The following is a 13,025-nucleotide window of genomic DNA, read 5'->3' on the forward strand; positions in this document are numbered from 1 at the left end:
GTCTCAAGATTTAGAATCAAGTATCAAGGAGAAATTCTCTGTTGTATCAAAAATTAAGTCTTGATACTCGATACTCTTATCTTAATTCTATAATCTACACGTATAATTTTTCAAATAACTCTCTAATTCCAGCTGATTCTCTAATGATTTCAAGTGTTAGATCGGCATGACCAATTGCATAACCATTTCCAACAATCATATCAACATCCTTACCTACTCCTTCAGCACCTAGAGCTGCCTTAGAGAAAGAAGTTGCCATAGAGAAGAAATAAACACAACCACGATCTTTAGTGATCAGGATAGATGACATTTCAGTAGAAGCAACGTTTACATTGTTGATCACCACATCACAACCTTCTTCGCCTGTAATTGCAGTCACCTCAGTGTAAACATTCATTACGTCCGTTGCATCGCCAACAATCACATCAGTAGCCAGACCCAGATCCTTAATACGTTTGGCATTCTCTTCAGAATACTCAACGACAATTACTTTTCCTTTAGGACCAACTTTTTTCATAGCCTGGTAGCAGCAAAGTACTCCCGATTTTCCACCACCACCGATGATGCAAACCGTATCGCCTTCCTTCACCAAACGATCAACCTGAGCAGGAGCACCCGCTACATCAAGAGCAGCTAAAGCTAATTTCTCTGGTAAATCAGATGGAAGAACAGCATATAAACCTGAAGCAAAAAGAATTGCCTGACCGTCGATATCAACTTGATCGTTTGATAAGTTGATGTTCTTGATCTTATTAATTTTAAGAGGTGTTAATGATAAAGAAACCAAAGTCGCCACTTTATCACCTACCTTAAGATCTTGATTAGGGAAATTTGGTCCAACTTCTTTAACAGTTCCGATCAACATTCCTCCTGAACCTGTAACCGGGTTTTGCATCTTTCCACGGCTGTTTACGATAGAAAGAATCATCTCTTCCATCTTAGCTGTATCCGCATCACAAGCCCCTTTTACCTGAGTAAAACTTGCTGAATCAATATTTAACGTTTGAACATCAATTAAAACCTCGTTGTCGTAAATTGACATGGTGTTGTCCAACTTTTGAGCTGGCTGTGGAAGAGTCCCTTTTGGCTCAAGGACTCTGTGAGTTCCGTATTTGTTTCCTGCTTTCATTCTATATTAATTATCTTGCTTTTAAACCTAAAATTTCTCTTGCTTCTGCTGGCGTTGCGATTTCGCGACCTAACTCATTGGCCATACGAACCACTTTCTCAACCAACTGACCATTCGATTCTGCCACAACACCTCTCGAAATCATGGTATTATCTTCAAACCCAACACGAACATGACCACCATCGATGATAGCAGCTGCAGCTAGTGGAAATTCGAAACGACCAATACCAGCAACGGTATAAGTTGCATCAGCAGGAATACTACCACGCATGAATACAAAATCGCGAAGTGTACCAGAGATTCCACCGTTTACTCCCATCACAAAATCAAAATGCATTGGCGATTTGATAAAACCTTTTTTACCTAAACGCAAAGCCATGTCGATCATCGATTTATCGAAAACTTCAAGCTCAGGCTTAATGCCTCTTTCAATCATTTTCTCACCGAAATACTTGATTGTATTTTCAGTATTCTCGAAAATCTCGTCACCTCCGAAATTCAATGTACCACAGTCAAGAGTTGCCATCTCAGGGTTCAACTCAGTTGGTTGAAGTCTTTCATCGTTTGACATACCAACGGCACCACCGGTTGATGGCTGGATAATAACGTCAGGATATTGAGCATGAATTGCATCCATCACCAATTTAAAACGGTTTTTATCTTGTGTTGGAGTCCCATCATCCTCACGAACGTGAAGGTGGATGATACTTGCACCCGCTTTGATAGCTGATCCTGCTTCGCGAACACATTCTTCAACTGTATATGGAACAGCAGGGTTATGCTCTTTTGTTACTTCGGCGCCACAAATTGCGGCCGTGATAATTAACTTTTCCATGGCTTAAGTATTTAAAATATGAGTCTAAAGTGAAAAAAATAGTTAGTCGGCATTTCTTTTGGTCAACACTTCAGACCCATATTAATAAAGTCTAATATTATTTACGTTGATTGGCTTTTGGTGTCACACAAGTACCCACTGCACGACAAGTCACGATAGGCTCTTCAAGCACATCACATGCTGAATCAGAAATATCAGTTCTTGGAACGATAACCTTACGCGCTTCAAATTTCATTTTACGGCTAGAGTTACCTTCTTTAATGATCTCACCTACAGCCTCAATATAATCGCCTGCATAAACAGGAGCCAAGAATTCAACGCTTTCGTATCCTGCAAACAAACCTTCATCGCCATCACGACGAATCAACAATTCCGTTGCAACATCTCCAAAAAGCTGAAGCATTTTTGCACCATCAACAAGGTTTCCACCATAATGTGCATCGTGTGAACTCATACGTACTCTAATAATTGCCTGTTCCATAATAGTATAGTGTTAGTATTTTATAGTTTCTAAATCATATGGAAGCTTAAAACTTCCATCAAAATCGAATTAGTTTGCTCTTACAATAAAGTCAACATAGATTGAAGGGGTTTTAACTTCCTCAGGTTTAAATGTTCCTGCCTCAACAATTTCTTCAGGCTCAACAATAACCAAATCCCCGGCAGTCGCCATTATTGGATTGAAGTTTTGAGATGTACCACGGTAAGTCAAGTTTCCATGTGTATCACTTACACTTGCACCAATTAAGGCAACATCAGCCTTTAAAGGTTTTTCAAGAATAAACTCCTTACCATCAACCGTAACAATATCCTTTCCTTCGGCAACCATGGTTCCTAATCCGGTTGGTGTTAGCACACCACCTAATCCAGCACCACCAGCACGAACGCGCTCAGCTAAGGTTCCCTGAGGACTAAACTCAACGATTAACTCACCATTGTTCATCTGCTCAATTGAAGCTGAATTCGCTCCTACATAAGAGGTAATTACCTTTTCAACTTGCTTATTTGCGATCAATTTTCCTAAACCTTTATCGGCAAAAGCAGTATCGTTACAAATGATTGTTAAATTTTTAACATTTGAGGCAACAATGCCATCAACCATTTGGTTGGCAGTTCCAACCGATAAAAAGCCACCAATCATGATAGTCATACCATCTTTAATCTTGGCAACAGCCTCTTCAAATGAAATTATCTTGTTCATTACAGGATTCGTTTTAAATTAATTGCAAAGCATTTCTTAACAGTCATTTACACTTACCTAATGTAAAATCACAGAGCAAATATAATCTTATTTTCCACGCTTTAAAAGGCTTCTAAATCTGCACTCTAAGCTAACTTATTCGGAATGATTCTAACTTATCAATTTAGCTTAAATCCATTCTAAATAGTATCGGAAACCTTTTCGAAATCCGTATCAAAAACAAACTCTATGTTTAGATATAAACACAATCAGGCATATTTCACGCAGGTGTATTTTAAAATGGTTGTCTTTCATCTGCTTAATAACATGGTGAATCAAGAAAAAAAACGAAATTTAGATTCATTCTTAAGTATGTTCCCTGCCTATCGACCTATTTTTCAGCCAAAGAGCCCCTTTGGTCATTTTTACAACTTTTCACATAATCATGATAAGTGCTTCATAATTATTTCCCTAAATTCGTTGACATAATTTGAATTCATCTTCACATGTCGAAATTTCAAAAACTCAATACAATTGGTGGCTGGTTCGTTTTTACTATCTCAGCTCTTGTTTACCTCTTTACAATAGAACCTTCAGTTAGTTTCTGGGACTGTGGTGAATTTATTACTGCAGCCTACAAATTGGAAATTGGACACCCTCCGGGAGCTCCTGTTTTTATGCTGTTGGGACGATTCTTTTCGCTTTTTGCATCAGATAAATCTCAGGTAGCCATGATGCTAAACAGTCTGTCTGCTCTTGCTTCAGCTTCTACAATTATGTTTTTGTTCTGGAGTATTACATATTTAGCTCGCAAACTGTTTAAACCTAAAAATGGTCAATACAATCCGATTCAAACAGGTAAAATTCTGAGTGCGGGTATCATTGGCGCATTGGCTTATGCATTCTCTGACACCTTTTGGTTTTCAGCCGTAGAAGCTGAGGTTTATGCACTTTCATCATTGTTTACAGCAGTCGTGTTTTGGTCTATTCTCAAATGGGAAAGCGAAGCGGATTCGCCACATGCAAACAGATGGTTGATTTTAATCGCATACCTGATGGGTTTATCCATTGGTGTTCACCTATTGAATCTTCTGGCCATTCCGGCCATAGCCATGCTCTTTTATTTCAAAAAATATCCAATTACACCCAAAGGAATTCTTATTGCCTTATCTGCTGCCATACTCATTTTGGCCGGCGTGATGTATCTGATTATCCCCGGAATTGTAAAAATTGGAATCTGGTTCGAATTTGCTTTTGTCAATGGGCTTTCGCTCCCCTTTAACTCGGGTCTAATCTTCTACTTGGTTCTTCTGTTTATCGGATTAATTTTTGCCATTCGATATAGCATTAAACATCAAAAGGTTCTGTTAAACATCTGTCTTACGATTGTCAGTGTCATTCTAATCGGCTATTCGTCGTATAGTCTGATTATGATTCGGGCGGCTGCGAATCCCGCTTTAAATCAGAACAATCCCGAAAATGTTTTTTCACTTCTATCCTACCTCAACCGCGAGCAATATGGGTCTAACCCACTGATTTATGGCCAATATTTCAATGCGCCCATTGATGAAGAGAATCCGACTCGGGTGGATAAGAAAATTTACATTAAAAAAGACGGCAAATATGAGCTTTCGTACAAACTTGAACGCAATAATTTTAGCTCAACTCACAAAACCCTCTTCCCAAGAATGTACACCAAAGGCATGTCAGGAAGGGCTCCTATTGAATATGCAAAATGGACGGGACTTAATCCCAAACAGAAGGAGAAACCAAGCTTTATTCAGAATTTAAACTTTTTCTTCTCCTATCAAATCAACCACATGTATATCCGTTACTTCATGTGGAATTTTGCCGGACGACAAAATGATGTGCAGTCCTATGGTGATAAAACAAACGGAGCCTGGGTTTCAGGAATTCCTTTTATCGATAATCTCAGGTTAGGCGATCAGTCGCTTCGCTCCGATGATATGAAATCGAATAAAGCCAACAACACCTACTACTTTCTGCCTTTAATTCTGGGACTTTTAGGTATGATTTATCAATACAGAAAAAGTAAAACGGGAAGAAATGATTTTTATGTCGTTCTGCTGCTATTCATATTTACGGGACTGGCAATCGTAGTCTATTTAAATCAACCTCCTTTACAGCCTCGTGAGCGCGATTACGCTTATGCCGGATCGTTTTATGCGTTTGCCATATGGATAGGTATAGGTGTTTTGGCTGTAATCAATAGTTTAGAAAAATACCTCAATCCCAAGCTAAGTCTGATACTTGCTACAGCACTTTGCTTTATGGGCATTCCCGCTTTGCTTGCCCAACAAAATTGGGATGATCATGATCGATCAGATCGCTACTTTGCTCACGATTTGGCCTACAATTATCTGAATTCGTGCGCTCCCAATGCGATTTTATTTACCATGGGTGACAACGACACTTTCCCGCTTTGGTATTTGCAAGAAGTTGAGGGCATCAGAACCGACGTTCGGGTTTGTAATTTGAGTTATCTCTCAACGGATTGGTATATCGATCAGATGAAACGGGATAATTACGATTCAGAAAAGCTGCCTATTTCGATGAAAAAAGAGAAATACCTGATGGGAAATCGTGATGTTGTTTACCTTGTGGATGATCCCCGATTTGAAGCCTGGGTTGAAAAGAATAAGGGACTGAATCTTAAAGACGCCTTAGACTATGTGCTTTCTGATAAAGAAAGTACAAAAACGATTTATGGCTACGATCAGAAAATCGATTACATTCCTGCTCGAAAATTCAGAATGCCGGTAGATAAACAACAGGTTTTGTCTACGCATACTGTCACCTTGAAGGATTCTGCTGATATCGTCACTCAAATGGAGTGGAAACTGGATCAGAATGCCATTGAAAAATCGGGTTTAGCGCTTTATGATCTGCTTTTAACCAATAATTGGGAACGTCCGATTTACTTCTCTCAAACGGTGCCTAAATCGGGTTATTACGGCCTTCAGGATTACTTCCGACTGGAAGGTCTGGCTTATCGGTTAATCCCGGTTAAAACAAAAGATTCGTCAGGCAATATGGGACAAATTGATAGCCATATCCTGTACCAAAATATGATGAATAAATTCAAATGGGGCAACATCAATCAAGAAGGGATTTATGCCGATGAAAACATCAAACGCATGTGCCTCAATCTGAGAAATAACTTTTTAAGCTTATCGAATGTATTAATCGCTGAAAACAAAAAGGATAAAGCCCTTGAAGTGCTGGATAAAAGCAGAGAAATACTACCTAATGAATTAAGTCCTTATGACTATATCGCCTTGCTGATGGCCGAAAACTATCTTAAACTTGGGAAAGAGCAAATTGCCATGGAAATGATGGCGAAAATTCGCAAGCGATTAAATCAGGAGATCACTTATTATGAGAGTTTAAAACCGACAAGTTTATCTGAATTCGTTCGCTCAGCAAGACGAAATCATGCTTTGATTCAAGAGATGAATCGGATTATTAAGGTGTATAAAAAAGAAGGAAGCGAACTATAGGCTCGATATAAAAAACAAAGTCGGAATGTTGATACATCCCGACTTTGTTTTTTTTTTAGATCTGATCCAACTCGCCAATCGCTTTCAGATAGACTGAATACTTTTGCTGACAGGCAATTTTTGCATCAATAAATTTGCTGTAGGACAATTGCCACGAAACCTGTGCATCCAAAACCTGAGTGACAGAAGCCACACCCACACTGAAATTATTACGAGTAACATTTAAATTCTCTTCGGCTTGTTCCAGTGAGGTTTCCATGAAACTCATCTTTGAAATCGCTTCCTTTAAGGCATATAAAGACTGTTGGACATCAAGAGCTATTAGATCTTTATTCTTCTCTAATTCAAGAACAGCCTGCTCACGCTGCATTTTACTGCGTTTCACAGCTTGTCTTTTCTCGCCCCAATGCAGAACCGGTATTTTAACCATGGCAGTTGCATTCCATGATTTTTCACCCTCATCAACACCAAAATGATTGGGGTTGCCATAATAGCCATTCACTCCAACATTCACACTGGGTAGTTGATCAGCTCGGGTCATTTTAACTCCCAACTCTCTCATATCAACGGCAAGTTGGCTCATCTTTAACTCTGGTCGTTGCGCCAAAGCTTTTTTATGTGCCACTTCAAAATCAGGAAGCGTGGCTTTATTCACCACAGAATCTTCTAGTTGAACTTTTTCCCAAAGAGGTAAGCCAATCAAACGATTAAGAGACATATTGGCCAAATCGAATCCATTTTCAGCTTCAATATTCGCTAGGGTCACATGATTGAGATTCACCTGAGCCTGAAGCACATCATTCTTCGTTGCCAATCCCACTTCATAAAAGTTGTTGATATCCTTTTTAAACTCTTCAAGGAATTTAATACTCTCACGGGTCAAAATCAATTTTTCCTTCAGGGAAACAATCGTCCAATAGGTCTCATCAGTTGTCAATAAAAGATCGGATTGCTCCAATCGCAGATTCTCTTTTGACAGATCGACTTGCTTTTGGCTGAGTTTATTCAAATTCCTCAATTTTCCTCCCATATATATGGGTTGAATCAGAGATAAATTCAATTTGTATAAATTCTCCGGAGCTTCGTAAAGTTTGCCGCCAGGAAAAAGAACCCCACTTGGACTGAAATCTACCTTGGGTAATTCAAAAGCCGGCATCTGAATCACCTGAGGATCTCCTAATCGAGTCAATGAAGCCGAGAAATCAAGTTTCGGCAATAAATTGGTCTTATTCGATTTCAGTTGGCTCTCGTAAATAGCAACATTAATTGCCGCATTTCTCACATCCTGATTGTGTTCCTTTGCCAGTGTTCTGCATTTATCCAAACTCAATACTTCTTGAGAGATTGAGGGCTTAGTCATGCAAATGGCAATCAGAACTGCTAATATTATTTTATGTCGCATTGTATTATCAATTTTAATGTAGATGTGAGACAATCCTGTCTCACATCTATCGCTTATATCCTATTAGTCAACAATCTTAATTTTGTAGAACAAACAAAAGAACAAAGGCACTACAAATAGGGTTAAGATGGTTGCGAAAAGCAATCCAAACATGATGGTTGCTGCCATCGATCCGTACATGGCATCGTTGATCAATGGGATCATCCCCAGGATGGTCGTTAAAGCGGCCATCATAACCGGGCGCATTCTTGAAATTGCAGACTCAACCACGGCTTCAAGCGGCGACTTATCCACAATCAAAACATTAACCTGATCAATCAGAACAACCGCATTCTTAATCACCATTCCCAATAGACCCAGGAAGCCAACAATAGCCATAAATCCAAAGGCCTTATCGAATACAAAGAGCCCATTGGCCACTCCAATAAACGAAAGAGGCAACATCAGGAATATAATCAAGGTTTGACGGAACGAATTGAACAGGATCACAATGATAATCATCATCAAAATAATTGCCAGTGGGAAAAATGCCCCCACATTTTCATTTCCCTCAACTTGTTTACGATGTTCGCCATCCCACATCATATAATAGCCTTCAGGCAAAGGAATCGCTTCGATTTTATCCTTCAATTTCGCCAACAACTGGTCTCCGGTCACATCTGAACTTATTGGATCGCACTGAGCTGTAATAGAACGACGACGATTGTAACGACGAATCACAGGATCTTCCCATCCCATTTTGGCTCCATCCAAAACCTGATCAAGTATGGTAGAAGTCGGACCACCACCCCAAACTGGCAGGTATTGCAACTGGTTGTTCTGATCATGCGTATCATCTACCATTTTCAGTAGAATACTCTGCGCACGCTCACCATCATAAAAACGCCCCACTACTGCACCATCATTAGCCGTTTGCAGCGCGATTGACATTTGCTGACGGGTTACATTGGCACGTCGGCCTTTTTCCTGATTGTAAACAGGCTCCCAGGTCATCACCTTTTGTCTCCAGTCGTCTCTAACATTAATCGCCAACTTTTCCTGACGCATGATGTCCTTAGCCTGATCGGCTAATTTGTGTAAAACTTCAGGATCAGGTCCCATAAACCGGGCTTCAATCTTAAATTCCAATGGAGGTCCACCCAGCAAGAGTTTAGAATGCTCAGTGGCAGCCGGATAATTCTCTTTGATATAGGTATCAATCTTCTTTCTGACTCCATCCAAATTGTCGAATTCATCGGTTCGAACCAATAATTGAGCATAAGACGAATTGTTTTTCACTACTTCAGCCATCAGGATATAACGAGGCAAAGACTCCCCAATGGCGGCAGTCACACTTGTTACGTGCTCTAAGCCCATCACATATTTCTCAATCTCTTTGATATCAGCTTCAACCTTTTGAATATCGGTTCCTTCAGGCATCCAGTAATTCACCGTCACCAAAGGTTTGGTCAGTTCAACAAAGAAGGGCTTCTTCACTTTAGTAAAGACCATTAAACTGCCAATCAAAACAAGGATAACAACTCCCAACGAAATAAAACGATGACTTAGCACTTTCATTAAAAGCTTCTCAAATATCTTATATCCTTTGCCAGAGAAAGGTTCCTTATCCTTAGAATTTTTACTCACCTTAAGGAAAACATCACTGAAAAGCACATTTTGGGTCACCGCAAAAAGCCAACTCAATCCTAGCGAAATAGCCAAAACCTGGAACATCGATTTACAGATTTCACCCACACTACCCGGAGCCATAAAAATTGGAAGGAAGGCTAAAATGGCAATTAGAGTTGCACCAAATAAAGGCCAGATGGTTGACTCAGCCCCCATTAAAGCTGATTTCCGTCTGGAATGCCCTCTTTGCAAAGCAACCAGAGCCCCGTCTGTCACCACAATGGCATTATCAACCAACATCCCCATCGCCACAATAATAGCGGCCAGTGAGGTTCGCTGAAGAGCAATATCTCCAGCCAACATGACAATAAAAGTTGCCAATATCGTAAGTATCAAACCACTCCCAATCAGTAAGCCCGATCGCAATCCCATAAACAAAAGAAGGATCAGAACAACAATGGTTACCGATTCCGCAAGATTGGTCATAAACAACCTGTTGGACTCGGCCACTTCATCTGATTGAAAATAAACCTTTTCAATATTTAAACCAACCGGCAATTGTGCATTCAACGCTTCCAGACGCTTGTCGATATCCTCACCAACATCCATCACATTCACCCCCCATGACATGGCTACGCCAATACCAATAGATTCTTTTCCGTTAAAACGCATCAGGTTTTTTACGGGTTCCTGGTAGGACTCTTTAATCTCAGCAATATCTTTCAATTTAATTTGCTGCTTACTGTAATCCTGAATCACAAGTTCCCCAACTTCTTCAACTGTTTTGAAACTGCTTCTGTCCCGAATCTTAATTCGCTGACCATCTACATCCATCTGACCATTATCCCATCTGGAATTCAAATCAGTTAAAATGCCAATGACCTGACCAGGATTAATTCCAAAACTAGCCATTCTAGAACTCAACAAATTAATCTCGATACTTTCGGTTTTGGCTCCGAATAGTTTAACTTTTGCCACCCCTTTTACGGTTAGAAGCTCACGCTTCAACATTGCCGAATAGTCGTGTAACTCCGCATACGAATAATCATCGCCTGAAAGTGAAAGAAAAACGCCAAACACATCACCAAAATCATCCAAAACCATCGGATAGGCGGTACGAGGCAGATGGACTCTGCAATCATTCACCTTTCGTCTCAAATCATCCCAAATTTGAGGCATTTCAGCGGTTTTCTTGTTCCCCTTTATCTCAACGGTAACAATGGATAATCCTTCTTTCGACTCCGATTCAATAAAATCAAGTCCCTGAGTCGCCTGCACCGCTTGCTCAATCACATCGGTAACCTCAAGTTCTACTTCATGAGGTGAAGCTCCCTTGTAAGACGTTACAACCAGTGCTGTTTTCAGCGTAAACTCAGCATCTTCAAGCTTTGCAAGTTTTGTGTAAGAGAAAACTCCTCCAACAAGACTAAAGAAAACGGCAACCCAAATAACAACCCTATTGTTTACCGAATACTTTGCAATATTCATAATAAGCCTCCTATGTTTGAGTTAGTCTTTTCTGTCAACAATTTCACGGCTTGTTTATCGATTAAGAAAGTGGCACCTGCAATCACAACTTGCTCACCTTCGTTAAGTCCCTTACGTACCAGGATTTTATCATTTGCCAGTAGACGAATCACATCAACCTCACGCTGATTCACCACCTGCTCCTTAGGATTATAAACCCAAACAATACTCTTTCCTTTATAGTTAACAACCGAATTCACAGGAATTTCGAAACCTGAATCGGTACTTTCTTCACTGATCTCGATATTTAAACTGGCATTCATGCCCGGACGTAGATTTTTAGCTTCATCCTTATTTAAATAAACAGTAATCGGATAAACCTGATTGTAACCAGCCGTCTTTTTACTAATCTCCTTAAGTTTAGCACCAACAATTCGGGTTCTGCCATTTTTTATCGTACAGCTAAATGATTTAAACTGATCAGAATGACTGGCAATACTTTCAGGTACACCAGATTTCACCTCAAGAACTGAAACATCAAGCAGGGTTAGAATTGGATAACCCGCAGCAACCTTTTCGTAGTTTTCAACTAATTTTGCTTGCACGTAACCATCAAAAGGGGCAAATAATTTGGTGTCATTTAAGGCATTCTTCACCTTATTATAATTCGATTCAGCCATAGCTGCTGCAACTTCAACCTTTTCTTTCGTGCTCTCAGGTACCGATTGTTTCTCATACAATTCCTGATAACGTTTGGCATCCTGCTTGGCATGCTCCCAATTGGTTTTTGCAGCTTCCAAACTAACCTGAAAATCGCGTGGATCAATTTGAGCCAATAAATCCCCTTTTTTCACAAACATGCCTTCCTTTACATTAAGCTGAACCAAAGGACCCGGAACCCTGAAAGCCAATTTCACCTCACGCGATTCCTGAACTTTTCCAGGGAAGGTGTGCGTTATTGTATTGTTTCTACTCTCAACAGTCATAACCTTTACAGGTCGTACTGGCTTTTCCACTGCCGTTTTAGGCTTGCATCCAAAAAGGAGGCTGGATAATATTAAGCCTGCTCCTAATAGTCTTATTGTTGTCATTTAATTCTGATTTAAATATTTCAGTTTATAAATTCGCTTCAACTAATTAAACGTTTGTTTAATTTGTGTTTCCAAAAAAAACACACAATATCATTGCGGTTTAGTTATCAATTCTAATTTGCCTTACCCAACTGTAAATCCAGATAATCCTGAACAAACAGATGTAAATATCTTCGGATCTCATTATTATTCTGACTTGAGAAACTCGAATTTCCAAGTGCAATATCCATTGCCCTGGGGGTTGACAAGGCTTTATTAACCATTCCCATCACCATTACGGGCAACATCCTGCAAATATCATCATCCAAATCAGGTTTACAAGCTTTTATACAATTGTAGATATAATCGTTGCTTCTCGATATTATAGCCAGGATAAGATCGACAATAGTCTGATTTCGATTCAACGATAATTCAGTACCAAAAACATAGCTCACCAAATCATGATCAACAAAATGATCCACATAAGTTCGAAACAACAGAGATATTCTCTCTCGAGGTTCCAAATCAAGATCCTTAATATGCTTTGTTTTTTCCTGCATGTTATTTGATGTTTGATTAATTAAATCAACCAAAACACCTTCCTTCGATTTAAAATAATAGGAGATCATCGCAATATTAACCCCTGCTTCCCTGGCAATTTGCCTCACACTGGTCCCATCGAAACCATTCTTAACAAATAACTGCGCCGAGGCATTCAAAATTTTACTTCTGCTATCTTCCATTATTTCTAAATTTGCCTCAAAGTTAAACGTTTGTTTAAATTCGACAAATATTTTTTTGAAATTTTAACCA

9 protein-coding genes are annotated in these 13,025 nt (G+C 39.5%); 1 reads left to right on the forward strand and 8 read right to left on the reverse strand.

All coding sequences use genetic code 11. The annotated features are described in order from the left end of the window. Window positions 1-94: 94 nt before the first annotated feature. The 4 genes from kdd to EV201_RS10430 all read right to left on the reverse strand — a co-directional run bounded on the left by kdd (window position 95) and on the right by EV201_RS10430 (window position 3,165). Complete coding sequence (gene kdd / locus EV201_RS10415; RefSeq protein ID WP_130307504.1) at window positions 95-1,129, reverse strand: L-erythro-3,5-diaminohexanoate dehydrogenase; 1,035 nt, start codon at window positions 1,127-1,129, stop codon at window positions 95-97. 10 nt (window positions 1,130-1,139) lie between these two features. Beyond that, window positions 1,140-1,964 (reverse strand): 3-keto-5-aminohexanoate cleavage enzyme, encoded by an 825-nt coding sequence (gene kce / locus EV201_RS10420; RefSeq protein WP_130307505.1) that lies wholly within the window; start codon window positions 1,962-1,964, stop codon window positions 1,140-1,142. A 97-nt stretch (window positions 1,965-2,061) separates the two neighbouring features. Then, a complete protein-coding gene (gene kal, locus EV201_RS10425) occupies window positions 2,062-2,445 on the reverse strand; it encodes a 3-aminobutyryl-CoA ammonia lyase (protein ID WP_129254182.1) in 384 nt (127 codons plus the stop codon). A 69-nt stretch (window positions 2,446-2,514) separates the two neighbouring features. Next, complete coding sequence (locus tag EV201_RS10430) at window positions 2,515-3,165, reverse strand: CoA transferase subunit A (RefSeq protein WP_130307506.1); 651 nt, start codon at window positions 3,163-3,165, stop codon at window positions 2,515-2,517. 485 nt (window positions 3,166-3,650) lie between these two features. Here EV201_RS10430 and EV201_RS10435 point away from each other — a divergent pair, with 485 nt between their 5' ends. Further along, complete coding sequence (locus EV201_RS10435) at window positions 3,651-6,665, forward strand: DUF2723 domain-containing protein (RefSeq protein WP_130307507.1); 3,015 nt, start codon at window positions 3,651-3,653, stop codon at window positions 6,663-6,665. Window positions 6,666-6,720: 55 nt separating this feature from the next. Here EV201_RS10435 and EV201_RS10440 read toward each other — a convergent pair whose 3' ends face one another. From EV201_RS10440 to EV201_RS10455, 4 genes are all read right to left on the reverse strand, one after another. Then, window positions 6,721-8,067, reverse strand: a complete 1,347-nt coding sequence (locus EV201_RS10440; RefSeq protein WP_130307508.1) for a TolC family protein — start codon at window positions 8,065-8,067, stop codon at window positions 6,721-6,723. Window positions 8,068-8,130: 63 nt separating this feature from the next. Further along, on the reverse strand, window positions 8,131-11,163 hold the full coding sequence (locus EV201_RS10445) for an efflux RND transporter permease subunit (protein ID WP_130307509.1): 3,033 nt from the start codon (window positions 11,161-11,163) through the stop codon (window positions 8,131-8,133). Continuing rightward, window positions 11,160-12,233, reverse strand: a complete 1,074-nt coding sequence (locus EV201_RS10450; protein WP_130307510.1) for an efflux RND transporter periplasmic adaptor subunit — start codon at window positions 12,231-12,233, stop codon at window positions 11,160-11,162. The genes EV201_RS10445 and EV201_RS10450 overlap by 4 nt, the downstream gene beginning before the upstream one ends. Window positions 12,234-12,346: 113 nt before the next feature. Continuing rightward, window positions 12,347-12,955, reverse strand: a complete 609-nt coding sequence (locus EV201_RS10455) for a TetR/AcrR family transcriptional regulator (protein ID WP_130307511.1) — start codon at window positions 12,953-12,955, stop codon at window positions 12,347-12,349. Window positions 12,956-13,025: the final 70 nt, after the last annotated feature.

The sequence above is a fragment of the Ancylomarina subtilis genome (assembly GCF_004217115.1).
In the GTDB taxonomy this organism is placed as follows: domain Bacteria; phylum Bacteroidota; class Bacteroidia; order Bacteroidales; family Marinifilaceae; genus Ancylomarina; species Ancylomarina subtilis.

Coding starts and splice junctions, on each gene's coding strand:
- kdd (WP_130307504.1), bottom strand. CDS start 1,129: ATGAAAGCAGGAAACAAATACGGAACTCACAGAGTCCTTGAGCCAAAA.
- kce (WP_130307505.1), bottom strand. CDS start 1,964: ATGGAAAAGTTAATTATCACGGCCGCAATTTGTGGCGCCGAAGTAACA.
- kal (WP_129254182.1), bottom strand. CDS start 2,445: ATGGAACAGGCAATTATTAGAGTACGTATGAGTTCACACGATGCACAT.
- EV201_RS10430 (WP_130307506.1), bottom strand. CDS start 3,165: ATGAACAAGATAATTTCATTTGAAGAGGCTGTTGCCAAGATTAAAGAT.
- EV201_RS10435 (WP_130307507.1), top strand. CDS start 3,651: ATGTCGAAATTTCAAAAACTCAATACAATTGGTGGCTGGTTCGTTTTT.
- EV201_RS10440 (WP_130307508.1), bottom strand. CDS start 8,067: ATGCGACATAAAATAATATTAGCAGTTCTGATTGCCATTTGCATGACT.
- EV201_RS10445 (WP_130307509.1), bottom strand. CDS start 11,163: ATGAATATTGCAAAGTATTCGGTAAACAATAGGGTTGTTATTTGGGTT.
- EV201_RS10450 (WP_130307510.1), bottom strand. CDS start 12,233: ATGACAACAATAAGACTATTAGGAGCAGGCTTAATATTATCCAGCCTC.
- EV201_RS10455 (WP_130307511.1), bottom strand. CDS start 12,955: ATGGAAGATAGCAGAAGTAAAATTTTGAATGCCTCGGCGCAGTTATTT.